The organism is Arenibacter catalasegens, from assembly GCF_002909235.1.
In the GTDB taxonomy this organism is placed as follows: Bacteria; Bacteroidota; Bacteroidia; order Flavobacteriales; family Flavobacteriaceae; genus Arenibacter; species Arenibacter catalasegens.
In genome coordinates, this window is record NZ_PHQQ01000003.1 from 98423 (window position 1) to 125116 (window position 26694).

Genomic DNA, 26694 nt, shown 5'->3' on the forward strand with positions numbered 1-26694 from the left:
TCATGCTAAAATTTGTAAAAGGTTATATGGAAAGTATAGATGGTGTTGCTACCTATCCCATGTTATCACTGCTCATCTTCTTTTTCTTTTTTACCATTCTTTTCTGGTGGGTTTTTACCGCCTCTAAAGAACATATCAAGGAAGTTAGCGAAATACCATTAGAAACAGAAAACCAACCTAAAGAAGAATTATTATGAGAAATATGTCACCTTGGTGGATAAGAGTCCCCGTAATCTTTTTCCTAATCTTCGGATTGATGGAGTATTTTATTGACTCCGGGGACAAACCTGCATTTATTGAATACCCTATCACTCTTCTTTTTATGTTGATGGTATTGTTCATATTGATAGGCATTGAATTGATTCTAAAATCGGTCGAGAACGTAATGTTCCAAACCCTATCCCCTGAAGCACAAAAGCGCTACTTAGAAACCAAATCGAAGCAATGGGAGTGGGAATGGGGCAAGGCATTCTGGCAAAAAATTACCGATAACAAACCTGTCGAAGAAGAAAAGGAGATTATCCTAGACCACAATTACGACGGCATCCGTGAATTGGACAATAATCTTCCGCCTTGGTGGGTGTATATGTTCTATGCTACCATTGTTTTCGCTGTAGTTTATCTAGCCCGTTTTCACGTATTTGATGGTTACACCCAGAACATGGAATATGACCAGGAAGTGGCCGAGGCACAGATAGCCATTGAAGCGTATAAAAAAACAGCCAAAGGTTTGGTTGACGCCAACACCGTAGAACTTTTAACCGAAGCCTCCGATATTAAAGCGGGAGGAGCTATCTACAACACCAATTGTGTAGCATGCCATATGCCGGATGGCGGTGGAGGCATAGGTCCAAATCTTACGGACGAACATTGGATCTTGGGAGGTGGAATCAAAAATGTTTTCCATACTATATCTGAAGGCGGTAGGGATGGAAAAGGCATGATAGCTTGGAAACAAACGCTTAAACCAGCCGAAATAGCGCAAGTGGCCAGCTATATTCTAAGTGAAATAACTGGCAAGTCCCCTGCCAATCCGAAGGCGGCAGAAGGAGATATCTGGACTGGGGAGTAAATAACCAAAAAACACCTCACTAGAACATAATTTAAAGTACATCAAAGTAATGGCACAGGACCAGGATAATTTTAGGGATTCCATAGGCACGATAAATGACGACGGGAAAAGAGCATGGATATTCCCTAAAAAACCCATTGGAAAGTTTTATGAATATCGCAAATATGTAAGTTATATCCTTTTGGCATTTCTGTTACTGGCCCCCTTTGTAAAATTTAATGGCAACCAGTTTATAATGTTCAATGTTCTCGAAAGGCGTTTCAACATTTTTGGGTTTCCATTTTGGCCACAAGATTTTCATCTATTTGTAATTTCGATGATTATCGGGGTGATTTTCATAGCCCTGTTTACCGTTGCTTTCGGCCGTATTTTTTGTGGTTGGATGTGCCCTCAAACCATATTCATGGAGATGGTCTTTAGAAGGATCGAGTTTTGGATAGATGGCGACCGTGGTGCACAAATACGTCTCAGCAAACAGCCTTGGAATGCGGAAAAAATTAGAAAACGAGGCCTAAAATTGATTGTTTTCTTTATTATTTCTTTTTTGATCGCCAATGTTTTTCTGGCCTATTTAATAGGAAGTGACCGTTTATTACAATATATCACTGATGGTCCTTTACAACATGTAAGCACGCTTATCTCACTTTTAATATTTACGGCGGTATTCTATTTTGTATTTGCCTGGTTCAGGGAGCAGGTGTGTATCATAGCCTGCCCTTATGGAAGGATGCAGGGTGTACTGCTCGATAACAAATCTATTGTTGTAGCCTATGACCATAAACGTGGCGAAGCGGAAAATGGCAGAAAAAAGTTTCGCAAAGGAGAAGATAGAACCGCTCTTGGACATGGAGACTGTATAGACTGTTTCCAATGTGTAAACGTTTGTCCAACTGGGATAGACATTAGAAATGGGACACAGCTGGAATGTGTAAATTGTACCGCATGTATTGATGAATGCGATACTATCATGGAAAAGGTAAACCTGCCGAAAGGACTTATACGTTATGCCAGTGAGGATAACATTGAGAAAAAATCCAAGTTTAAATTTACACCCAGACTAAAAGGGTACACTGCAGTACTTGTGATTCTTACTGGAATTTTGGTTGGAATGTTGTTTTTGAGAAATGAAGTAGAAGCAAACATCTTAAGACTTCCCGGACAACTGTACGAGCACAAGGATGGTAATATAATTAGTAATGTTTTCACTTATAAGCTGGTAAACAAAACTACCACGGATATTACCGACGTGAGCTTTAAGTTATTGTCGCACAAAGGCACCATCAACCTGGTTAGACATGAAAATTTTATTGTACCTGCCCAAGAAAGGGCCGAAGGAACCCTATTTATAGAGATAAATAATTCAGCTCTGGAGGGAGATAAGAACAAATTAAGAATTGGGGTATATAGTAGTGAAAAATTAATTGAAACGGCCACAGTCCAATTTTTGGCCCCAAGAAGCTATAAGTAAATTAAAACAGTAGACACTAAACAATAAAACCTAAGGGATTACCCTATGGAAAACACAACTAGAAGCAAAAGCTATGAAAATTAATTGGGGAACCGGAATTGTAATTGCCTTTATTGCATTTATAAGTTTTATTCTATTTTTTGTAGTCCGCATGAGCATGGACCACAAGGCGAATCATGATCTGGTAACCGAAAATTACTATAAGGCCGAATTGGGGTATCAGAATGAAATTGATGCCGAAAACAATGCCCATGCCAATGAAGTGGACCTTACATTGGAAACTACTGATACAGGTTTAAAATTACTATTCCCAGAAAACTTGATTTTAAAAGATGTTAAAGGTACAGTGTCCCTGTACAGACCATCTAACAAAAACTTGGATTTTGACTTGCCTTTAAGTCTAGCCCAAGACTATTTGCTCATACCTGACAATCGTTTGTTGGATGGTCGCTGGGACATTAAAGTTTTATGGGAATATCAAGGAGAAATCTATATGTTCAAGAAAAAAATAACCTATCACGACAATAAATAAGAAACTAAAGTACCACACAAAACTATGTTGTTATCTGCCTTAATTATGGGACTAATGGGAAGCTTCCACTGCGTTGGAATGTGTGGCCCCATTGCCTTTATGTTACCGGTAGACCACAACAAACCCGCAAAAAAATTATTGCAGGTTTTTCTTTACCATATGGGCAGGCTCACCTCCTACAGCATTCTAGGGCTGGTTTTTGGGTTTTTGGGCAAGGGACTTTATGTTTTTGGAATGCAACAAAGGCTTTCCATCATGATTGGAATCATTATGATTGTGGTAATTCTTATACCCTCTAAAACCTTTAGCAAATACAATTTCTCCAGACCTATATATTCCCTTTTGACCAAAGTAAAAAACCGACTTGGAAAAGAGTTACAGAAAAAAAGCCCCGACACCTTTTTAACTATAGGCCTTCTTAATGGCCTACTGCCCTGTGGGCTCGTATACATGGCACTTTTTGGCAGTATCGCCACAGCTAGTCCATGGCTTGGAGCACTCTTTATGGTATTATTTGGACTAGGAACAATCCCCCTAATGACCTCCGCCGTTTATTTTGGTAGTATGTTGAAGGGCACAGCAAAAAAATCGGTACAGCGCTTAATTCCGGTTTTCGTAATTATAATAGGGCTACTGTTCATTTTAAGGGGGTTGGGACTTGGTATACCCTATATTTCCCCGGAACCGGTCATGGATGTTGTTGGCAACAGCATGGATTGTCATTAACACCACTACCATTACCCTACTTAAAACAATCTCAATACAGATTTGTAGTACACGTAAAAATAGTGTAATTTTCTAGTGCATTGAAGCTCTAAGTTTCTGGACTTAAAGCATTCAACTAGACCATGGACAGACTCAATTAAACACTAAACAACATACAATGAAGAGAGCTATACTTATCTGGTATCTTATTTTAAATGCGAGCCTTTTATTTTCCCAAAGTGAAAAGCTCAACGTAATAGTTTTTGGAGCACATCCAGATGATTGTGATATAGACGCAGGTGGTACTGCCATATTATTGGCCAAAATGGGTCACAATGTAAAGTTTGTATCCCTTACCAATGGTGACGCGGGGCATTATGCCATGGGCGGAGGGGAACTTGCCAAAGTAAGGATTGCCGAGGCCAAGGAAGCAGGTAAAAGATTTGGGGTAGATTATGCAGTATTGGATAACCATGATGGGGAATTGATGCCTACTTTGGAAAATCGTCTAAAGGTGATACGTGAAATTAGAAAATGGAATGCCGATGTGGTTATTGCCCCAAGACCTAATGACTACCACCCAGACCACAGGTACACTGGCGTTTTAGTACAAGACGCAGCCTATATGGTCATTGTTCCCAATGTAGCCCCAGAGGTACCCCCGCTCCAAAAAAATCCAGTTTTCCTATACTCCGAAGATGGCTTTCAAAAACCTAGTCCATTCGAACCGGATATCGCCGTAATTATCGATGCTGTTTTTGATCAAAAAATTTACGCCATGTCGGCACATAAGTCACAGTTCTTTGAATGGCTTCCCTGGACCGCCGGTAATTTGGAAAAAGTACCCAAGGATGATAAGGGAAGACTTGAAATGTTGTCCAATTGGAGATCACAAGCTCCCAAGGAAGCGCTCTTGAAATGTGCTGAAAAATGGTACGGCAAGGAAGCTTACAGCGCTAAACATATAGAAGGATTTGAAATATGCGAGTACGGTAAACAACCTACCGATGAAGAAATCAAGGTTCTTTTTCCCATGCTTAACAAATAGTCTAAAAATTGTCTATAGTAATATATGACTAGTCCAGTATTTTTTTGGCATTTTCGTTATACACTTTTCTCAAAACCTCATCACTAAGGCCCAAACCGTTAAAAGACCAGTGATAGGAAGAAATAGTCTTATCGTAAAAATGCTCATCCTCGCTTTCCAAAATACGAAATGTTAATTCGTACATTTCGGGATCATTGCCCATATCAGTACCATATACCAATTTGTCCTGATACTTTTCATAAAAGCGTTTTGTATAACGGGGAACAGCAGCCGTCTCTGCAAATCTTGCCGATATATCGGCATACATATTGTCATATTTACCCAATAGACTACCAAGAATTTCCAAATCATGGCTACAATTCGCAAAGTGACAGGCTATAAAAGTAGTCTTTGGATGTTCCCTAACAGCATTTTCCAAGGTGGCAATTAATTCTCCATGGGTCAATAGCCCTTCCTTTTTAGTGTCTATGCGCCATTTGTAAGCATTCATTAACCCATCATTATGGACATCCATGGGTTCGTACATCCACATGGGATCCGCAACATGTATGCTCACCGGCATACCCAGTTCACTGCATTTTTCCCACAGAGGCTTCATCCTCTCATCATCTGCATGCATTCCCTGTGTTGGTGTGGGTTTGGAGTAAAAAAAGCCAAGGCCTTTATCTCCCAATTCCCCTACTCCCCTAGCTCCCATCTTATAGCATCTTTCCAATTCCTTCACAGCACGTTTGCTCCACCCCTTTTCATTATAACCGGTAAAATCGAAACCGCACCAAAGTTCAAAACGGTCTCCATATTTAGAATAAAGGTTTACAATACTATCAAAGGACTTCCCGGTTTGGTATGTAAGTATTATGGATTTTGCAACCCCAAATTTGTCCATTGTCTTTACCCATTCCCTTATTTCCTGTTCTGACTGTGGGTTGGGATGCGAATGAAAATCCACGACCGGAAATTTAGCTTTGGCTATTTTGGTCTTGGGAATATTATAAATGGATACTGGATCGTAATCCTTCAATAAAATATCTTCTTGTGCTTTAACTGTGGTAGAGATAAAGGCAACGGACAAAAAAATGATGGTATAAATTTTCATATAGAGGATTTTTTAGAATTGTTAGTATCGACAAACCCATGCCCCTCAAATATAACGATTTAAGCCTTAATTATCATCCTCGATTTAACCAGTTATTGGAACACAACGAAATGGCCAAATTGGATTCAGCGCTTAATTAGCATCAAGAGCTCTCTAAAAGCCGTTAAATTTTAAAAGTGATAACGGGTATTTTGGAATGATTGGTCACATCCTCCCCAATACTGCCCATAAGAAAGTGGGAAAGTCCTTTTCTGCCATGAGTCGGTAAACCAATTAAATCGGCATTCCTACCTTCACTAAAACCAAGTATTCCCCTTTCTACAGAATAGTCATTATAAATCTCGACCTCCAAACTCGCTTTCGCTAAATGCAGGAACTTATTTATTTTCTTAAAGGCATCTTTTGTGCTCAAGAAATTATCACCTGGAGTATTAATGTTTACCAAAATCAATTCTGCGGCAAGTTTATCGGCCAATTTCTTGGCCTTATGAAAGGCATCTAGATTTTCCTCTTCAAAATCACAGGCAAAAACAAATCTCTTTACTTCGAAACCCTCTATATAATCCTTGATTACCAACACCGGAATATTAGAATTTCTTACCATTTTTTCAGCATTGGAACCTACAAAAATCTCTTTGATTCCATCGGTCCCATGAGACCCCATAATTATTAGATCAGCCTCGTGCTTTTCCGCTATGGAATTGACTTCGCTAAACACCTTGTGGTGTTTAACAATAGGTGTAATTTTGATTCCCTTTAAATATGGTTTTTCTAGAAATGTTTCAAATCTTTTTTCCGCTAATTTTATTAAAAAAACAGCCTGCTGGTAATGTGCCTGTTCATTAGATGAAATAAGGGCCTCGGACAATTCCAACATATGCAGCACGAATATCTCAGAGCCGTATTTTGTAGCAATTGAAGCTGCCGTTTTTAGTGCATTTTCGGATTGTTCTGAAAAATCTACGGGTACTATAATTTTTTTCATCTGTTTGTATTTAATTAATTTTTATTAGTCGGATGTAGGTTTTCACTGCACACCAAGGGTGGCATACGGTTAATAAATTATTCATTTCATAAGATTAAATCTATTATATATTTGAAAACAAATGACTTAAAACCCATTACAATTGCAATTGCTATACATTCCCACTCCGTATTTTACCCAGTGCTTAGATTGTCATTGAGAACAATCTTGTATCCGGCGCTTTACGATGCAAGAACAAATCGAATGCCATGCATACATTACGCACAAATGGCCTGCCTTTTTCGGTAACATAAATACTATCTGAAGTTATTTCCACCAAACCATCCATCGCCATTTCGTTTAGTTTGTGCTTTACCTCGGGCAATTCGTTAAACCTGTCTTCTGGATTTTCCCAGTTGGTCCTAAATCTGCACATTAAATTTAAGATATGCTTTCGAATAATCTTGTCTTCATTCGTTAAAATGTGTCCTCTATAAATGGGAATAATATTATTTTCAACAAGGTGACCATACTCTTCCAAATTTTTTACATTTTGGGCAAAGCTGTCCCAACTATCACTTATACTGGAAACTCCCAAACCTATCATGACACGGGTTTTGGAGGCTGTATATCCCATAAAATTCCTATGTAAGGTGCCATTCTTCATGGCGCTATAAAGCGAATCGGTCTTAAGCGAGAAATGATCCATTCCAATTTCGGAATAACCAACCTCGCCCAACAAGGCCTTTCCCATCTCATACTGCTCCCGCTTCACCTCAGCCTTAGGCAAATCTGAATCTTTATAACCTCGTTGTCCATTTCCCTTTAACCAAGGAACATGTGCATAACTGTAGAAGGCCAAACGGTCCGGCATTAACTCCTTGGTCTTTAAAATTGTTTCGGCAACATCGTCTATGGACTGGAAGGGCAAACCAAAAATAATATCATGCCCTACCGAAGTATATCCAATTTCTCTGGCCCATTCGGTAACATTTTTCACGTTTACAAAAGGTTGCATCCTATGAATGGCAAGCTGAACTTTTTTATTATAATCCTGAACGCCATAACTCACTCTCCTAAAACCTACATCGTAAAGGGATTGTAAGTGTTCTTTGGTAGTGTTGTTCGGATGTCCTTCAAAACTAAATTCGTAATTCTCCGCATGGATGGCAGTCTTAAAAATTCCATTGATAAGTCGGGTCAAATTTTCAGGGGAGAAAAATGTTGGGGTTCCTCCCCCCAGATGAAGTTCCTTTATTTTTGGTTTTGATTCCAACAAATCACAGTAAAGCTTCCACTCCTTTAAAACATTACTTATATACGGATTTTCAACCTCATGCCGTTTGGTAATTCTCTTATGGCAACCACAAAAAGTACAAAGGCTTTCACAGAAAGGCAAATGAATATACAGGCTTATCCCTTCCTCCTCGTTGCTTTCATTAAAATTTCTGATTAATGTAGACTTCCATTGATGCCCAGAGAAAGTATCCAAATCCCAATAGGGAACAGTAGGGTAACTGGTATAACGGGGACCAGGAATATTATATTTTTGCACCAAAGTGGACATAAGCAGTTTTGTTTGAGATGGCAACAAAAATACTATGACATGTCCAGTTAAAATATGACACTTATCAGGTTTCCTAATCGGTCAAAAATATTTTGCGCTACTTTTACTCACTTTAAAGGCCTAAATAAACTTCTTTCACTCAGACATTTGAATGGCCCATAAGCGAGAAATACGTTAAAAACCCACAATTCGAAACTAATTTTTTAAATAATACGTTCTAGAAGTCCCTTTATGATAAAATCTATATTTTTGTAATCTTAAAAAACAACCAATTATGACATTACTTTTAATGGCTGCCGGTAGCGGTAGCCGATATGGAAAACTTAAACAATTCGATGATTTGGGTCCTAAGAACGAATTTCTAATGGAATTCGGCATCTATGATGCCCTGAAAAATGGTTTTGACCATATCGTTGCCATTACGAAAAAGGAAAATGTAGAATTCTTAAAGGATCACTTATCCAGTAGATTGCCAAAAAATGTAAAATTGGATGTTTTGGCGCAAGAAATCTCCGATCTTCCCGAAGGTGTAACTTTTACTGGAGAAAGAGCAAAACCTTGGGGTACAGCACATGCTGTTTGGACAGCCAGAAATGTCATTAATGGCCCATTCGCCATAATCAATGCCGATGATTATTACGGGAAAAATGCCTTTGAAAGTGCCGCCAGCTTTATAAGAAATAATGGTAGCAAAGAGACCTTTGGACTTATTGCCTATGTACTTAAGAATACTTTATCAGAACACGGTTCAGTTTCTAGGGGCGTTTGTAAATCAGCAAATGGAAAACTTACCTCCATACATGAACATACTAAAATAGAAGCTCAAGATAATGTGATTATAGATACTGATTCAGACACCGAGTTCACTGGCCAAGAATTGGTTAGCATGAACTTTTGGGTTTGCCAACCTTCTATTTTTCCGTTCATTACAAATTATCTCAAGGATTTTATTGGCAATAAAGACAATATTGCCAAGGGAGAAATTTACCTGCCTTTTGCCATAAAAGAAATGATCATCCAGAACTTGATAGATGTAGATGTAATTCCTTCAGCAAGTCAATGGTTTGGAGTAACCTACGCCAGCGATAAGGAAATAGCTGTTTCCGAATTACAGCGTATGACCGACGACAATGGCTACACCTCCCCTCTTTGGAATAATGATTAGAAAGGCAAATTCATGATTAATAATAAATCGGTTGAGCTCAACGAGCTTTTGGAGAATTTCACCATTGAAGGGAAAAAATATCAATTCCAAGAGATTACTCAAGGCTATATTAACGACACTTATTTAGTTTTGGACAACAATTACCCCTTGTATATTCTTCAACGGGTAAACCATAACGTTTTTAAGGATGTACATGGCATAATGGGCAATATTGCAAACGCATTTGAATATTTACAGGACAAAGACTATACGGCCATCGATCTATTAAAAACCAAAACGGCCAGTTCCTATTATAAACAGGAAAAAACAGGGTATTGGAGATTGATGACCTTTATTAACAACACCATTGCCTATGACAATGCCACTGATACTGAAATTGCATTCCAAGCCGGTAAGTTAGTCGGGAAATTTCACCAATTGTTGGCAGACGCTCCATTGGACAATTATGTGGACACCATACCTCAATTCCATGATCTTAGGTTGCGACAAAATCAATTTGAGGAATCCCTTTTATCCGCTAAAAAGGAAAAATTGGAAACGTCTAAAGGGGCTATAGCTTTTGCCAAGGAAACACTCGAAAAATTAAAAATATTGGACAACTCCAAGTTGCCATTGCGAGTATGCCACAATGACACCAAATTAAACAACATCCTTTTCTCCAAGGAAGAAAATAAGGCCCTCTGTCTTATAGATCTGGACACTATTATGAAAGGGTATTTTTATTATGATTTTGGCGATGCCATTAGAACTGTTGCCAATACAGCAGCTGAAGATGAACAAGATCATAGCAAAATCACTTTTGAAAAGCCTTTGTTTGAAGCCTTTGTAAAAGGCTTGGATAGTAACGGTGCTTTTTTATATAAGGAAGAAATAGACCTGCTAGCCTGGGGAGCTATATTTATGCCATTTATACATGGATTAAGGGCCCTAACAGACTATTTGAACGACAATAAGTATTACAAGGTATCCTATGAAAATCAGAATTTGGACCGTTGTCTTAGTTTGTTCGATTTCACCAATAAAGCACTTAAAGAAATAGGGTATATGACTCAAGTAGTGAAAGAGGGCTTAACACCCATAGATTAATTATTTTTTTTTGGGATGAAGGTAAGAATTAAACCTTTTTGGTGGAATCCCGTACAATTAGACTGGTTTTAATCACTTGAGTGGTGCTTTCATAGGTTTTATTGCTCTCAATCCTTTCAATGAGCACTTTTGCCGCCGTTTCACCAATAAAGGTTCCATGCTGACTTACCGCAGTTAGTGCCGGTGTTACGTAACGGGATAATTTGCCATTGGTAAATCCAACAACAGAGATGTCCTCCGGTACTCTATATCCCCTTGCCTTGATCAATCTTAAGACCTCTACGGCCGTAATTTCATCCAAAGCCATAATACCGTCAATAGGCTTATAATTCAACATAAAGGTCAATAGGACCTCCAGTTCGTCTTTCTTGCCAACCCTAAGTATTAATTGATCATCATAAGGGATATCTGCTTCCTTCAAAGCTTTTTTATACCCATCTACCCGCAATCTACCAACGCTGGAGTGATCAATAGCTGAAACCAATGCAACCGTTTTGCAACCGAGATTTAAAAAATATTTGGTGGTTTTATAGCCCGCCTCAAAATCATCTACCACAACCTTATCACATAAGATTTCATCCGAAACCCTATCGAACATTACCAAAGGAACCTGTTCATCCAATATATTCTGAAAATGGCCTAGCTGATTTTTAAACTGAGTTTCCTCTGCCATGGACACTATTAGACCATCAACAGTACCCCCTCCTAGAAATTCCAAAGTTGCCACCTCCTTTTCATAGGATTCATCACTAATGCAGCTAAGTAAAATATAGCCACGTTCGTTAGCTACTTTTTCTATTCCTGAAAACACCTGTGTAAAAAAATAATTGAGAATATTGGGCACCACTACCCCAATGGTTTTAGTCTTTTTCTGCAGTAAACTTAAGGCTACCTTATTGGGCCTATATTTATGTTCCTTAGCGTAAGTTTGAATCTTAAACTTTAACTCCTGGCTTATTTCATGGCTATCATTGATGGCCTTGGAAACCGTTGAAATGGAAACATCAAAAAATTGGGCAATCTCCTTTAAGGTTATTTTTTTCATAAATCTAAAAAATGGCCAGAATTATGGTAATGCTATCAAAGAAATCGGTTCATGCCTTTTAAACTAGAGCAATAATTAGATCCGTCAATAGCTGTATATTCATCAAGGTAAATCGTCTCCTTTAAATATTACAATATTTATTTTTCTTTAAAATTCTCTCTTATTTCTGTTAAAACAGATGGTAAGTTTTCAAACACCATTTTATTCTCAAATCTAATGACTGAAAAACCTAATTCGTTCAAAAATAGAGTTCTTTTTTCATCATATTCCATAGCCGTTGGATTTTGATGTACTGCCCCATCAACCTCAACGATCAATTTGTCGGATGCCAAATAAAAATCTACAATATAGTTTCCAATACTATGCTGCTTTACAAATTTTTTATCATCAAATTGTTTTGCCTTAATATGCTTCCAAAGAAATGCCTCTGCCGGCGTTAGGTTCTTTCTTAATTCCTTTCTGGATTCAATTAGATCTTTCCTGTTATGGATACACATCTTCTTCATATTTAGCTCTTATAAAAGCTCCCCTCTTTACTAAAGAGGGGTGTCCAACGCGTTGGACGGGGAGATAAAGCGACTAAACCTGAACATTAAATTCAGTACAGGTTTATCCACTAAAATATAACATCTTGATCCCTCCGTCTTCGCTAAAGCGAATCCACCTCCCTTTAAATAAAGGGAGGAGCAAAAATTAACAAAATGACTATATATGCAAAATAATATTTTTACTTCAAATATAATATTTGTTGAACTAGCTTATATTGTTATATGTATTGATTGATTATGTTTTCAAACAACTCTTGCTTTCCGCTCTTTAGTTGCAATTCCCCATTCTCTTGGGCCATCTTGTACAGGGCCTCCAAATTAAGTTTCCCGTTCTCGAAGTCTTTTCCTTTTCCGGAATTGAAAGAGCTATATCTATCCGCAAGCATCTTTTCATACGTTGAGGAAGAAATAATTTTATCGGCAGTAATCAATGCCCTAGCAAAGGTATCTGCCCCTCCAATATGTGCATGGAAAACGTCGTCCAAATCCGTAGAGTTTCTTCTGATTTTGGCATCAAAGTTTACTCCACCACCTTGAAGTCCTCCTGCTTTTAAGAAGACCAACATGGCTTCGGTAGTTTCTTGAATATTGTTCGGAAATTGGTCGGTATCCCATCCATTTTGGTAATCCCCTCTATTAGCATCTATACTGCCCAACATCCCAGCTTTTGCGGCAACCGCCAATTCGTGCTGAAACGTATGCTGTGCCAAAGTAGCGTGATTTACCTCTATATTTATTTTGAAATCCTTCTCCAAGCCATATTCACGAAGGAATCCTATGGCGGTTGCCGTGTCAAAATCGTATTGATGCTTGGTAGGCTCCATAGGTTTGGGTTCTATAAAGAAGGTCCCTTTAAAACCCTGGGCTCTTGCATAATCCCTTGCCATTCCTAAGAATTGTGCCATATGGTCCAACTCACGGCCCATATCGGTATTTAGTAGGGACATATAACCTTCCCTTCCTCCCCAGAAAACATAATTCTCGCCGCCTAGGGCAATGGTGGCATCCAAGGCCAATTTTATCTGCCCTCCTGCTCTTGCCACCACATTAAAATCTGGGTTGGTAGCTGCCCCGTTCATATAACGCGGATTTGAAAAACAATTGGCTGTCCCCCATAGCAATTTAATGCCGGAATCCGCTTTCTTCTGTTTTAGATAATCGGTAATTATCGACAATCGTTTTTCAGATTCGGCGAAAGTAGCCCCCTCCTGGATAAGATCAAAATCATGGAAACAAAAATAATTAAAGCCCATTTTGCTGATAAATTCAAAAGCGGCATCTGCCTTATCCTTTGCTGCCTGTACTGGATCCGAGGCTTGGTCCCAAGCAAAATTTTGTGTCCCTGGCCCAAACGGATCCGACCCCTGTCCACAGAAGGTATGCCAATAGGCAATGGCGAACTTAAAATGTTCGGACATAGTTTTACCAGCAATCACTTGCTTCGGATTGTAATATTTAAATGCCAAAGGATTATCAGATTCCTTTCCTTCAAATTTAATGTCTCCGATACCCTTAAAGTATTCTTTGTTTCCTATTATTGCCATGTCTTTGTTTTTATTATTTAATGATTAGTTCCAATTCTTTCTTCCAATTTTCATAAGCCTTTTGATAAGCACTTTTATCCTTCAATGGTTTAAAGGTCTTAACATGGTCGTTATTGGTTATATACCTTCCAAATTTCTCAAATCCGCCTTCTTGGATCCCAGCGGCACGTGCAGCACCAATTGCCCCTGTAGTATTGTAAATTTCAATTTCCTGTGATACTAGGGTTGCTATGGTATTGGAGAAAATTTCGGATCGAAATAAATTGTCGTTTCCTGCTCGCATTACCTGTATGGATATTCCGTCCGATTTCAAGATTTCCATGCCATAGACAAAAGAAAAGGCTATGCCTTCCAGAGCGGCCCTACAAATATGTGCCTTGCTATGGTTATTTAGATTGATGTTCACCAGTCTGGTTCCTACCTCCCTATTATTCAACATGCGTTCAGCTCCGTTACCAAAAGGTATTAGACATACGCCGTCCGAGCCTACCAAAATTTCTGAAGCCAACGTATTCATTTCTTCATAAGAGTCCACATCCAAATTATTCAACAGCCAGCGGTATTGAATTCCAGCTCCATTGATGTTTAATAATTTGCCAACTCTTGGAGTTTTTTGAGTATAATTGACGTGTGCAAAATTATTCACCCTAGTGCTCTCCTTACCAGAAAGATTATCCGTAACCGCATATACCACGCCTGAAGTACCACCAGTTGCCGCCACCTCTCCTGGATTAAACACGTTAAGGGACAAGGCATTATTGGGTTGATCCCCCGCCCTATAAAGTATAGGAGTTCCCGGCGCCAAGCCACTTTCTGCTGCACCCTGTTTATCTATTTTGGATTGAAGGCCAAACGTATCTACAATATCCGGAATAAAAGATTTGGGAATACCATAATGCTCCAATAAAAGATCGGCCACCGAATCCTGCTTAAAATCCCATAGGATACCCTCTGATAATCCAGAAATAGTGGTATTGATCACATTTGAAAAACGATAGGCAATATAATCTCCCGGCAACATCAACTTATCCGCCAACTGGTAGAGTTCCGGTTCGTTTTCCTTTACCCATTTTAATTTAGAAGCTGTAAAGTTTGCTGGGGAATTCAATAAATGGGCCTTACATATTTCCTCACCTATATCACCATACGCTTCCCGACCTATTTCAACAGCACGACTATCGCACCAAATAATGGATTTCCGAACGGGCTCTCCCTGCTTATCCACCAATACCAAACCGTGCATCTGGTAGGCAATACCCACTCCCTTTATTTGATCTTCCTCTACCCCGTGTTTTTGTTTAATTTTTTTTATGCCGTTACAGACATATCCCCACCACTCTTTGGGGTCTTGTTCTGCCCATCCATTTTTTAAGGCAATCATTTCCATTTCCGTTTCCGGTTCCTGTACCACCCCAACACTTTTTCCTGTGGCCACCTCCACCAAGGCCACCTTAATTGAAGAGCTGCCAATATCCAAACCCAAATAATACATATGTCTCAAAATTTTATAGGATTTATTCCCAATATGAGAATCCTAGAAGATATAATCAAATATATTAAAATCTATATCATGTCCAGCATTTTGACCTACAGGGAATCAATAAACGAAAGTAGGGACCGATAAAAATATCTAGGAAGCTTATTGTGTAATCAACTAAAAATCAAGCAGCTATAATTTTTTCGCAACATCACGAAACTTTCCGAAAACGCTTTCGTAGAATTAAGGAACCTAAGTAGATATTCAACTACCAATTCTATCCGATTATATTTCAACCTACTAGTAAAATCATTCCTTTTTCTTGCTTACCAATCCTTTGGTAAACTCGTTCAATGTTTCTACTTTCTCCTCAAAGTCACCTTTTATGGTTTTTCGGAATTCGTTTAAATTCTGCACCAGATCATCTATATTCTCAGGTATTACGTCTTCAAAGAATTGACGTAGGCGCTTGGCCGTTGTGGGCGACTTACCATTCGTGGAGATGGCTACTTTTACGTTGCCTTTGGTAACGATCCCGCCCATGTAAAAATCACAAAAAGGAGGATTATCCGCTACATTCACCAGGATATGCCTTTCCCGGCAATCGTGATATACTTGTTCGTTTACAGCAACTTTATCCGTGGTGGCAATAACTATATGGCGTCCTTCCAAGTAAGTTTTATTATAAAAATCCTTGGTTATCTTTACTTGATGGTTCTTGGCAAGTTTCAAGATTTCCTCCAAAAATTCTGGGGCCACCATTTCCACTTGGGCATGAGGACTGGATTTAAGCATAAAGGTCAGTTTTTCCAAACCAACATTACCTCCCCCCACAATCAAAATATTGAGTTGGGATACCTTTAAAAAAACAGGGTATAATTCATTCCTTTCCATATGTCCTACGGTGTTATTCTTATTCCATGGGATTATCAGCAATTGCCCTCACCTGCAAAACGGCGGTCCCAAAATTCAAAAAAGCAATCTATTCAAAGATAAGACACAAAATGTTAGACCTTCTTTCATTTTAGTTAGATTTTACAAATTTCACCTAATTGGATTTGCTAATTCAGTGGAAAATCGTATTTATATTTTTTCTTGCCAAGGTCAAAAGGGCTAATTTCGAAGCCTCAACAAAAACTAAACTCAACAGATGCCATTGGGCTTGTTTTTATAATGGAATGAGCAACAGGCATTACTCTAATTTATTAATTATGATCAACTACATCAATATTAAAAATCAAGTATTATCTCTATTGGTACTGTTTGCATGGGTAACAAGCGCACAGGAACCTGTGGATTATGTAAACCCATTGGTGGGGACGGATTCTAAACCAAGCATGTCCAATGGAAATACATACCCTGCTATAGCCATGCCTTGGGGCATGAATTTTTGGACACCACAAACTGGTAAAATGGGAGATGGCTGGGCCTATACCTACGCAGCGGATAAACTAAGGGGGTTTAAACAAACCCACCAACCCTCACCATGGATGAACGATTATGGCCAGTTTGCTATCATGCCGCTTACCGGAAAAACAAGATTTACCGAAGACGATAGGGCTAGTTGGTATTCCCATAAATCAGAGATTGTAAAACCATATTACTATAGTGTCTATTTGGCCGATCATGATATTACTACCGAAATAACGCCTACGGAAAGAGCTGCCATGTTCAGATTTACCTTTCCTGAAAATGAAAATTCTCAAATAGTTCTAGATGCTTTGGACAAGGGTTCCTATGTGAAAATTATTCCAAACCAGCGCAAAATAATAGGGTACACTACCAAGAATAGTGGGGGTGTCCCAGATAATTTTAAAAACTATTTTGTAATGGTTTTTGACAAGGATTTTGAAATCACCAAGACCTTTAATGGGGAGCAATTAATGGAGGGGCTAGAGATAACAACGGACCACGCCGGTGCCATCGTTGGATTTAAAACAAAGAAAGGTGAGGTGGTCATTGCCAAAGTAGCCTCCTCTTTTATAAGTCATGACCAGGCAGAGTTAAATTTAAGGGAGCTTGGCGACAATAATTTCGACACTATTAAAGAAAAAGGTAGGGCTACATGGAACCAGGAACTTGGTAGGATAAAAGTGGAAGGTGGTAGTATAGACCAATTTAGAACTTTTTATTCCTGTCTATACAGATCATTATTATTTCCACGAAAGTTCTTTGAATTTGATATTAACGGAAAGGTAGTACATTATAGTCCCTACAATGGAGAAGTACTACCAGGATATATGTTTACCGACACTGGATTTTGGGACACCTTTAGGGCGTTGTTTCCTTTTCTTAATTTAATGTATCCAGAACTTAATACCCAGATACAGGAAGGTTTGGCCAATGCCTATAAAGAAGGTGGGTGGTTACCGGAATGGGGAAGTCCAGGCCTGAGAAATGTAATGGTTGGAAACAATTCAGCTTCCGTAGTGGTAGATGCCTACTTAAAAAATGGCTCCACCAATACCTATGACATTAATACTTTATACGAAGCCTTGATCCACGGAGCCAACAATGCTGGACCATTGACCGCGGTAGGCAGAGCCGGGGTAGATTACTACAACAAAATTGGCTATGTACCGTATGATGTAGGCATTAACGAAAATGCAGCAAGGACCTTGGAATATGCCTATGACGATTTTACAATTTATCAACTGGCAAAAGCCTTGAACAAACCAAAAAAGGAAATCAACCTTTATAAAAAAAGAAGTTTTAACTATAAAAATCTTTTCGACCCAGAAACAAAATTAATGCGCGGTAAAAACGAGAACGGCGAATTTATGGCTCCTTTTAATCCATTTAAATGGGGCGATGCTTTTACCGAAGGAAATAGTTGGCACTACACCTGGTCCGTTTTTCACGACATTCAAGGATTGGCAGATTTAATGGGAGGGAATGAAGCATTTGCGGCCAAATTGGATGAAGTATTTTCGCTACCACCAGTTTATGATGAAAGTTACTACGGAGGGGTAATTCATGAAATCCGTGAAATGCAGGTGGCCAATATGGGCCAATATGCCCATGGAAATCAACCTATACAGCATATGCCATATTTATATAATTTTGCGGGACAACCATGGAAGACCCAATTTTGGGTAAGGGAAACTATGGACCGTATGTATACTCCGGCACCAGATGGATATTGCGGGGATGAAGATAATGGCCAAACCTCAGCCTGGTACGTATTTTCTGCCATGGGATTCTATCCTGTATGCCCTGGAACGGATCAATATGTATTGGGAACCCCTTTATTCCAAAAAACAACACTTATATTGGAAAATGGAAAGGAAATTATCATAAATGCACCCAACAACAGTGCTTCCAACAAATATGTAAATGCCCTGACAATAAACGGTAAGACCTACTCCAAAAACTGGCTGAGCCACAAAGAATTGCTACAAGGCGCGGTTTTGAATTTTGAAATGTCCGATATGCCTAACAAAACCAGGGGAACTAAAACAGAAGATTTTCCATTCTCACTATCGAACGACAAATAAGAAACACCTTTGCTATAAGACTGCCATTAAAAATGAAGTCATAATCTGTTCAAGCCTGCTCGTTGGCAGGCTAGAACAGATTATATTTCATCACCAATTCTAAAAACACCTTCTTTCAAATCAAAAACGACAGCCCTAAACAAGTAATATATTGCTTTAGGACTGCCGCGCAGTGTTTTAATCCCATTAGAGGTTAAAGATGGTCTATTCTATTACCCTCTTACTTGCCCATTGCCATAAATGTAATATTTGTTGGTAACCAATTGTTCCAAGCCCAATGGGCCCCTATGGTGCAATTTATCGGTACTTATAGCTAGTTCCGCACCAACACCCATTTGACCGCCATCGGTAAATCTGGTAGAGGCATTGTGGTATACAGCAGCGTTGTCTACCTGATCCATAAACTCCTTGGCCATATCATCGTTTTGGGTCATAATGGTAGCCGAATGCCCTCCTGAATATTTATTGATCTTCTGAACGGCGCCGTCCAAATTCTCAACAGCCCCTACAACGCACTTCATTGCCAAGAATTCTTCATACCAAATAGCTTCATCCGTAACAATAGCACTATCAGGAAGTACCTCTGCTACCTGACTATCTACCAAAACCGTAACACCACTATTACTTAGAATGGAATTAAGTTCTTTAATTTTACCAGAATAATCCTCGATATGAACATCGACCAAAATTTTATCGAGCGCATTGCAGGCTGAAATCTTAGCTGTTTTAGCATTAAGGATTACCTCTAAACTTTGTGCCCAATCCGCATCCTTATCAACATATAAAAAATTATTGCCTCGGCCACTGACCAATACGGCACATTTGGCATGTTCCTTTACAAAAGCGATTAATCTTTCCCCACCGCGGGGCACTATTAAGTCTAATTTTTCGGTAGGATTCCTTAAAAATTCCTGGGTTTCCTGCCTATTCATATGGAGCAGTTTTATCCAATCAGTGTTTAATCCATTCTCCTCGAGTGCCTGATGCCAGCATTTTTCTAAAACAACATTACTGTGGACAGCTTCCTTTCCTCCCTTCAACAAAATTCTATTATTGGCCTTAAAGGCCAAAACTGCAGCTTCAATCGTGACATCCGGTCTTGACTCATAGATAATCATGATCGTACCAAATGGGGCTGTCCTATTTTCAATTTTCAAACCGTTTTCAAGTTTTTGTACCGATTTTATTTTACCCACTGGATCTTCCTGCTGCATAACCTGCTCGATGGCACCGATCATTTCGTCCACTTTCTTTTCGTCCACAATGAGTCGATCGTACATAGCCCTGTCTTCCTTATCAAAAAGATCGAGGTCTTTTTTATTTGCTGCTATAATTTCAGGTTTTTTGCTTTCCAAAATGCCCATCATGGATTGCAACACCTTATTTTTTATTTCTGTATTTAATAATTTCATGCGTTCTTTTCTTTTGTTACTAAACATTATACCGTAATCTTGGTACCTACGCTCTTCCCTTCAATAATATCCAGAATAACCCGGTTTCTTTTGCCATTGGCAATGTAGGTCGGGATATTCTTGGAGGCCGTCTGCTTGGCGATATGTAGTTTGGAGCCCATTCCCCCTCTACCTTCGGCCTCACCCTTATCAATAGTTTTTATATATTGCTCCACATTCTGGTCTACGCTAACATTCTTAATCAATTCTGTATCCTTATCATCTGGATGTCCTGTATATAGTCCGTCCGTATCTGTTAAGATAATCAATTTATCAGCTTTAGTAAGTTCTGCAACCAGACTGGCCAACTCATCGTTGTCCGAAAACATAGAATTGGTAAGGGTAACGGCATCATCTTCATTCGCTATTGGCACAACTCCCTCAGCCAACAGACCCTCATAACAATTAATCATATTATCGCGATGGTTTCCAGGATTAAAATCCCGTTTCGTGGCTAAAACCTGGGCACATTTCATTCCATAATCTTGAAATATATTATAGTAATGTCGCATCATGCGAGGCTGCCCAATAGCCGAATAAACCTGCCGTCTAGTTGCCTTATCCGTTATCTTGCTCTCACCCATCACTTCCATTCCCGCAATTACCGATCCTGATGAAACCAAAACGGACATTATATTGCGTTCATACAATTCTGCTATCTGTTGTACCAAATGATCCAGAACAGGCTTTACTATCCTATTGTCCTTATTGGTCATAACATTGGTACCTACTTTTATAACTACTCTCTGTTTATACATATCTTATTTGTCGTTTCCCAACTCCACTGCGCGGTTAAAAGCGGAATAGGCTGCTTCTTTAATAAGTTCCTTTACATTATTGTCCTCCATAGAATCCAGTGCTGCTCTTGTAGTCCCTCCTTTAGATGCTACTTTTTCCATCCAGGAATTGGGAGAAAGATCGGATTGATTGAATAAATCTACTGCTCCTTCAAAGGTCTGACTTACCAACACCTTACTATCATTGGCCGAAAAGCCCATATTTAAAGCAGCTTCCATCATACTTTGCATAAAATAAAAAACGTATGCAGGGCCACTTCCAGAAATTCCAGTGGAGGCATCAATAAATTTTTCGGAACTCACAAAAATAGATTTTCCTGTAGTGTCCAATAAATTTTCAATAGTCAATAATTCTATTCTGGATACCTCAGTCGAAGCTGTATATGATGTTACCCCTTTTCCTATCTGCGCTGGTAGGTTGGGCATTGCCCGGACAATTTTATGAATCCCTAGACCGTCTTGCATAGATTTTATGGTTACCCCTGCCATGATTGAAATCACAATTTGTCCCTCATTGACAAGGTTTTTCATCTTCTTGAATAAATCCTCGCTGTGGTAAGGTTTTACGGCAATAAAGATAAGGTCTGCCTTAGGCACGCAATCCTCTAAATTTTCGTGTACTTCAAAATGTAAAATCTTTTTTAAGGACAAGATCTTCTCTTGAGAATTGTCCAAAATCATTAAATTTCTTTTTTTAAGTAGTTTTGATTTTGACATGGACTCCGCGTAGGTCAATCCCATGTTCCCCGCCCCAATTACTAATACTTTCATGTATTGTTTTTAAGTTATACTTTATTTACCCTCCATTTAGTACAATAACCGTGCGACTACCCTTTTATCTATATAGAGTTTAACTGTTGATATGGTATTACCATAGATAAAGCTTATGCTTGTAGGCTAGCCTTTGCTATAACTGGGATTGATGTCTGGAAAAAAATGGATGAAGTATAAGTTCTAGTCCTTAGCAAGGCATTAAGCCATTTTTGGACCTGACAATATGGTGCACTTGAGTATAAATACCCATTGAAAACTAAAGCAACGTCTGGATTGGCATGATGAAAAACCCCGTGCTGGCGAACGACATAATTAGAGATGGAAGGATTTATCAATTTTTGGAGCAATATTGTGGTCACCCCAAAGCCTTGGATGGTATTTAGTGCAAAAAGTAAATCTTCAACATAATGGCCTCCTCATTAAATTCGTTGGAAACTCCGTGAGGTATTGATCCATCAAAATACAAGAGATCACCTTTTTCCAAGAGCACCTTATCTTTTTTGAGCACGTAATTCACTTTACCCCCAAGAACGTAAATTAATTCATTGGCATTGGTAGAGATAGGTTTCCGATATGCGCCAGCGGCAACATTCACAATATACACTCTAATACTACTATCAGAAGAGGTACTGGACAGTAGGTGGGTATATTCTAGATTAACAGAATCTTCCCTTTCTTCCTTGGTCCCCATGCCATGTTTAATTACAATATAATCTCCTGAAACATTGGACGACAAATCTAGCTCGGACAGGTCTATGCTAAGTGTCTGCATTATTTTTAAGAGAACGGGTAGGGATGGCGTAGTTCTTAAATTTTCAATTTTGGAAATAAGACCAGCACTAACGCCGGTTCTTTTGGCCACTTGTTGCAAGGTTAAATCTCTTTTTTGACGGGCCAATTTTAATTGCCTTCCAATATTTATAAGAATATCATCCATTTATCTCCTGTTGGTCATTAGCTAGCAAAGCACCAGCCGCAATGAGGTTTACCATGCAAAAATAAACAATTATTTCGGGCAAATTGAAAACATGGAAAGATGCTTGCAAAGTATTTATTACCCATAAACTGTTATTTTACAATTGTAGCTATTTTTTCCCCAACCGGATGATCGGCCTTGAAAGTAAATCCCAATAATTTTGAAGCGGTTTGTGCTATCTGATCCTGAAAAATCTGCCCCTTTGTATCCACCTCGCCAGTGGGTTCTATCCCAGGCCCCATGGCCACCAACCAAGTTTCATCGCAATGGGGAGCACCAGTTCCATGATCTGTCCATTTTTCACCAATACCTCTCCCATGGTCTGGATACACCAGAATGGCGGTTTTATCTTTATAAAAGGGATCTTGTTGAACGATTGTCCATAAACCAGCTATCATGCTATCAATAAAGTGAGCTGCGTTTAAATAGTTATTATAATCCCCTGAATGCCCATAATTATCAGTGTCTGCAAAATCTATATGCAGTACTTTTGGATGGTTGGCCTGTACATAGGTCTTGGCAATTGCATATGTTAGTACGTCCGGTCTACATTCCCCAAAATATTCAGGGACTATATGTTGTATTTCATTGCTCAAGATTTGGGCTTCTGAAATATTGGCTCCCATCACATCTTCTCCAGGCAAATTAACCAACATGCCATTTCGGTCCCTATTTAAAATTCTACCCAAGGCATCCCAAGAGGCGAAAGTCACTACCTTGTTTGTATATCCCTTTTGTGCATTGATAAATTCCAATACATTAACGTTTGGGTTATTAGGATACGAATTGGAATTGATCTTGGGATCAAAATAACCGCAAAGCGTCTCACTTCTCCCAGGATATGAGAACCAATACTCGTTTCTGAGGTTTACCTTGTTTTCTAAATTACGGTTTCCATAAAGCTGTCCTTTCTTTGCAATTGTCTCCCAAAAAAATGGCATTAATTTTTCACGTCTTTCCACTGGGGTAGGTGCCCAATATTTCTTATCCTTTATCAATAATGAATCGGCTCCCTGAAATACCTCTTGCCACCGCAAGCCATCCACGGAAATTAAAATTAAGTTCTCAACCTTGTTCTTTTGGGCAAAACCACCAATGGTGATCAAGAAAATGGGTAATAAAAATCTAACTTTCATCATTTTGAAACGTATTTATTTTATTTGAAAAATTGTCAAAACTGCCGCATGATCTGAAGGAAACATTATAGGATGATAATCGATTACTTTAGCTTCTATTGGATTCAATCCTTTACCTTTGTAATAGATATAATCAATTCTGTCCCTAAGACCATATTTATCCGAAGAAGTAGCTGCCCTTGGGGTCCATGTAAACCCGGGATCCAACAAGGGGTTAATGTGTAATTCACGATAACTGTCCTTAAATCCGACTTGGAACATTGCCTTACTCTCTGGCCACTCCACTATTTTTCCATAATGAATATCCTTTGTTTCCTTTGTCCAATCAAGGTGCGAACCCATATTAAAATCTCCCACCATAATCACGGGAGCTTCATCAGCATTTTTTAGATATTGGGTTATATTCTTTAAAATTTCCTTTATCTCTCCGTGGCGCGTCCCCTCCTCATCTGCAATTAAGGCCTTGGGGGTTTTATTTTCTTTTATAATACTATTACTGTAGTCCGGTAAATAATGTAACCAGGTATCAAAAAATACCAATTCTTTTGACCTACCAATATTTAATTTTACCCCTCCAAAATTAAAAGGTTTAAACTCCGTAATCGTTTCTGTAATCGGATAGCGACTCATAATAGATAAATTCGAACTTATTAAATAAAAATAATATCCCAAGGAATCTGCTATTTCTTCACCAGACCCATAAGTTTCTATAAGTCCTATAAGGTCTGCATTGGTCGATTTTATAGTTTCTATTACCCGTTGCAAGCCAACTTCCTTGCCATAACGGTGTCCCCCATGCCAAATATTCCATGTTAGAACTTTTAAATGATCGGAATCAAAAGTGACTTGACTATTTTCGTCTCCTGGATTGAATTGGGAATACAACTTATGTACAGTTTCTACATTAATAGCCGTATTCCAGACTTTTACCTCATCCAAATACCCGTTAAAGGCATTCCATTGCGCATTGGAACCATATTCCCATTTTTCATCCGAGCCTCCTACAACGGTCGAATATTCCGATTCCAAATTCTTTAAGGCGGGGGTGTTATAAATAGCTACATTTCTACCGTCAAAGTATATCCACACCTCTCCCTTGTCCCTATCTACGGTAAAAAGGATTTGATGCCATAATCCGTCATTAATTTTTTGCCTTTCGGCTGTTGGTTCGTAATCATACCTATTCTTGCCATCATTTAGGACTAATGCCCAAGCCCCATTTTCCTTGGTATAGATTTGCCATCCTGCGCTTGGCAGATCCTCTGCAATCTTGTTTCCAATAATTGGAGTTCCCATCTGTGCCTTCGGTAATGTTTTGACCCATATTTGAACTGAAAAGGATGATTTTTCATCAAAATCCAACAATTGTACTCTATCAATTTTAATTGGTCTTCTTAGGGCAGCAGTTGCCGAAAGATCTAATGCCTTACCCGCTAACCCTTCCGCAAACTGCGATTGTTGAAGGTCTACCATATATATCGCATCATTTTTGGAGACAATTTGTTCCGCGAACCCGAAATCGTCGAAGTTCATGTATAAAGTTGGCTCTTGTGCTTGGGCAATATCCATAATCAAAAAAGAAGTTAGTGCTAGAGCAACTTTTAAATGAAAACGGAATCCACCTATAAATCGACAAAACAAAATCCAGCTAATTGTGATTAATTTCATCCATTTTATTGCAAAGGAATTATTTTTAGAACCCAATTGTGGACATTTACTATTCTCGATCATATCAACCATTTTTACTTCCTTTTAAAGTTTACATTTCTATTACTAATGGAGGCTGAGAGTCGTGCAGCATCGGGGTGTTTTTTTTCAGTAGGGGTCGGGTGCACAAATTTGCTTTCCTTTCCTTCAATTGAAATCTGGCCAGAAGGATCTATGGTTAAAAAAGCGAAAATAGAATCTTCATACATTGCCCTACTCCCATCGGAACCAAATCCTTCGCCAACATAAAAATAGGAAGCACTGTTCATTTGAAAATAATGTACATTGTTAATATAACTGTGGTCGTCCACATGATGATGTCCGCAAAAGCATGCAATTACTTTTTGGTAATCCGTTCTATTATTGGCATCATCTATTACTTTTCTAACTGCAAACCTACTTGGAGAAGACCATCCATCCCAAATTTCATCAAAGGCCTGATGGGAAATAATTATGGTTTGCTTCTCCGTTTTTTCCAAATCTTGTTTCAGCCACTCAATCTGTTCTGGACTTACCAAACTTCTATTGGCTTGATCGATATAAAAATTGGCATGCCCGTAGTCTTCATATTTTCCTTCCTTCAAAATATAGTTTCCATCCATTATTACGAAATGAAAGTCACCTTTATCGAAGGAATAATAATTATCCTTCATTCCAAAGAAATCCATCGCATCCTGTTTACTTCCCTTATCCATGTCATGATTTCCCAAAACATGGTATTTCTCTCCTTTATAAGTGTTCCAAAGATCCATACATTCTTTTGCCTCGGGCGTAGGGTGACAAAAATCACCTCCTTGGATGATAAAATCCAATTCACGGGAGGAGGCATCTTTAATAAAAACCCCTAAACGATCTAAAGCATCGGCACAAAACCCATGGTGGATATCGGTGATAAAACCAATATTAAGCGCCTTATTTTTACAAGTTTCCTTTCTTGGTGGAAAAGCATAAGCCCCACCCGAACCTAATCCCAAGGCCACAGATCCCAAACCTATTTTTAATATAAATTTGCGACGTCCTTTATTTTGATTTTGCATAA

24 protein-coding genes are annotated in these 26694 nt (G+C 38.8%); 9 read left to right on the plus strand and 15 right to left on the minus strand.

The annotated features are described in order from the left end of the window. Window positions 1-2: 2 nt before the first annotated feature. From CWD90_RS04170 to CWD90_RS04195, 6 genes are all read left to right on the plus strand, one after another. Window positions 3-197 carry a CcoQ/FixQ family Cbb3-type cytochrome c oxidase assembly chaperone gene (locus CWD90_RS04170; protein ID WP_103474668.1) on the plus strand — a complete coding sequence of 65 codons (195 nt, stop codon included), beginning with the start codon at window positions 3-5 and terminating at the stop codon, window positions 195-197. Further along, entirely contained in the window at window positions 194-1072 is an 879-nt protein-coding gene (locus CWD90_RS04175) for a cbb3-type cytochrome c oxidase N-terminal domain-containing protein (protein ID WP_103474669.1), read from the plus strand. Before CWD90_RS04170 ends, CWD90_RS04175 begins: the two co-directional genes overlap by 4 nt. 49 nt (window positions 1073-1121) lie before the next feature. Continuing rightward, entirely contained in the window at window positions 1122-2540 is a 1419-nt protein-coding gene (ccoG, locus tag CWD90_RS04180; protein WP_103474670.1) for a cytochrome c oxidase accessory protein CcoG, read from the plus strand. Between the two features lie 73 nt (window positions 2541-2613). Next, entirely contained in the window at window positions 2614-3072 is a 459-nt protein-coding gene (locus tag CWD90_RS04185; RefSeq protein WP_103474671.1) for a FixH family protein, read from the plus strand. 24 nt (window positions 3073-3096) lie between these two features. After that, window positions 3097-3798: a sulfite exporter TauE/SafE family protein gene (locus tag CWD90_RS04190; protein ID WP_103474672.1), complete on the plus strand. Its 702-nt coding sequence runs from the start codon at window positions 3097-3099 to the stop codon at window positions 3796-3798. Between the two features lie 157 nt (window positions 3799-3955). Next, a complete protein-coding gene (locus CWD90_RS04195; RefSeq protein WP_103474673.1) occupies window positions 3956-4825 on the plus strand; it encodes a PIG-L deacetylase family protein in 870 nt (289 codons plus the stop codon). Window positions 4826-4853: 28 nt separating this feature from the next. On the opposite strand, the gene CWD90_RS04200 is transcribed toward CWD90_RS04195, so the two are convergent. From CWD90_RS04200 to hemN, 3 genes are all read right to left on the minus strand, one after another. Next, on the minus strand, window positions 4854-5921 hold the full coding sequence (locus tag CWD90_RS04200) for an amidohydrolase family protein (RefSeq protein WP_103474674.1): 1068 nt from the start codon (window positions 5919-5921) through the stop codon (window positions 4854-4856). Window positions 5922-6084: 163 nt separating this feature from the next. After that, window positions 6085-6906: a universal stress protein gene (locus CWD90_RS04205; protein WP_103474675.1), complete on the minus strand. Its 822-nt coding sequence runs from the start codon at window positions 6904-6906 to the stop codon at window positions 6085-6087. 184 nt (window positions 6907-7090) lie between these two features. Next, complete coding sequence (gene hemN, locus CWD90_RS04210; RefSeq protein WP_103474676.1) at window positions 7091-8452, minus strand: oxygen-independent coproporphyrinogen III oxidase; 1362 nt, start codon at window positions 8450-8452, stop codon at window positions 7091-7093. A 274-nt stretch (window positions 8453-8726) separates the two neighbouring features. Here hemN and CWD90_RS04215 point away from each other — a divergent pair, with 274 nt between their 5' ends. Continuing rightward, window positions 8727-9617: a nucleotidyltransferase family protein gene (locus CWD90_RS04215; RefSeq protein WP_239986454.1), complete on the plus strand. Its 891-nt coding sequence runs from the start codon at window positions 8727-8729 to the stop codon at window positions 9615-9617. Between the two features lie 12 nt (window positions 9618-9629). Beyond that, entirely contained in the window at window positions 9630-10703 is a 1074-nt protein-coding gene (locus CWD90_RS04220; RefSeq protein WP_103474677.1) for a phosphotransferase enzyme family protein, read from the plus strand. A 28-nt stretch (window positions 10704-10731) separates the two neighbouring features. Here CWD90_RS04220 and CWD90_RS04225 read toward each other — a convergent pair whose 3' ends face one another. The 5 genes from CWD90_RS04225 to CWD90_RS04245 all read right to left on the minus strand — a co-directional run bounded on the left by CWD90_RS04225 (window position 10732) and on the right by CWD90_RS04245 (window position 16211). After that, a complete protein-coding gene (locus tag CWD90_RS04225; protein ID WP_103474678.1) occupies window positions 10732-11748 on the minus strand; it encodes a LacI family DNA-binding transcriptional regulator in 1017 nt (338 codons plus the stop codon). A gap of 137 nt (window positions 11749-11885) precedes the next feature. Continuing rightward, entirely contained in the window at window positions 11886-12254 is a 369-nt protein-coding gene (locus CWD90_RS04230) for an endonuclease domain-containing protein (protein ID WP_103474679.1), read from the minus strand. Window positions 12255-12514: 260 nt separating this feature from the next. Then, entirely contained in the window at window positions 12515-13840 is a 1326-nt protein-coding gene (xylA, locus tag CWD90_RS04235; protein ID WP_103474680.1) for a xylose isomerase, read from the minus strand. 13 nt (window positions 13841-13853) lie between these two features. After that, window positions 13854-15332, minus strand: a complete 1479-nt coding sequence (locus tag CWD90_RS04240) for a xylulokinase (protein ID WP_103474681.1) — start codon at window positions 15330-15332, stop codon at window positions 13854-13856. A gap of 294 nt (window positions 15333-15626) precedes the next feature. Next, window positions 15627-16211, minus strand: a complete 585-nt coding sequence (locus CWD90_RS04245) for a precorrin-2 dehydrogenase/sirohydrochlorin ferrochelatase family protein (protein ID WP_103474808.1) — start codon at window positions 16209-16211, stop codon at window positions 15627-15629. 317 nt (window positions 16212-16528) lie between these two features. On the opposite strand from CWD90_RS04245, the gene CWD90_RS04250 reads away from it, so the two are divergent. Beyond that, complete coding sequence (locus tag CWD90_RS04250) at window positions 16529-18814, plus strand: GH92 family glycosyl hydrolase (RefSeq protein ID WP_192877983.1); 2286 nt, start codon at window positions 16529-16531, stop codon at window positions 18812-18814. Window positions 18815-19026: 212 nt separating this feature from the next. Here CWD90_RS04250 and CWD90_RS04255 read toward each other — a convergent pair whose 3' ends face one another. The 7 genes from CWD90_RS04255 to CWD90_RS04285 form a co-directional block, all read right to left on the minus strand. Then, window positions 19027-20226, minus strand: coding sequence for a glutamate-5-semialdehyde dehydrogenase (locus CWD90_RS04255; protein ID WP_103474810.1), 1200 nt, complete (start codon window positions 20224-20226; stop codon window positions 19027-19029). 26 nt (window positions 20227-20252) lie between these two features. Continuing rightward, window positions 20253-21023, minus strand: coding sequence for a glutamate 5-kinase (gene proB, locus CWD90_RS04260; RefSeq protein WP_103474682.1), 771 nt, complete (start codon window positions 21021-21023; stop codon window positions 20253-20255). Between the two features lie 3 nt (window positions 21024-21026). After that, the gene (proC, locus tag CWD90_RS04265; protein ID WP_103474683.1) at window positions 21027-21833 is read right to left on the minus strand and encodes a pyrroline-5-carboxylate reductase; all 807 of its coding nucleotides are present in this window, start codon (window positions 21831-21833) and stop codon (window positions 21027-21029) included. 382 nt (window positions 21834-22215) lie between these two features. Then, on the minus strand, window positions 22216-22773 hold the full coding sequence (locus CWD90_RS04270) for a helix-turn-helix domain-containing protein (protein WP_103474684.1): 558 nt from the start codon (window positions 22771-22773) through the stop codon (window positions 22216-22218). A 131-nt stretch (window positions 22774-22904) separates the two neighbouring features. Continuing rightward, complete coding sequence (locus CWD90_RS04275) at window positions 22905-23951, minus strand: alkaline phosphatase family protein (protein ID WP_103474685.1); 1047 nt, start codon at window positions 23949-23951, stop codon at window positions 22905-22907. Window positions 23952-23963: 12 nt separating this feature from the next. After that, window positions 23964-25679 carry an endonuclease/exonuclease/phosphatase family protein gene (locus CWD90_RS04280; RefSeq protein WP_192877984.1) on the minus strand — a complete coding sequence of 572 codons (1716 nt, stop codon included), beginning with the start codon at window positions 25677-25679 and terminating at the stop codon, window positions 23964-23966. Window positions 25680-25690: 11 nt separating this feature from the next. Next, a complete protein-coding gene (locus CWD90_RS04285) occupies window positions 25691-26692 on the minus strand; it encodes a metallophosphoesterase family protein (RefSeq protein ID WP_103474687.1) in 1002 nt (333 codons plus the stop codon). Window positions 26693-26694: the final 2 nt, after the last annotated feature.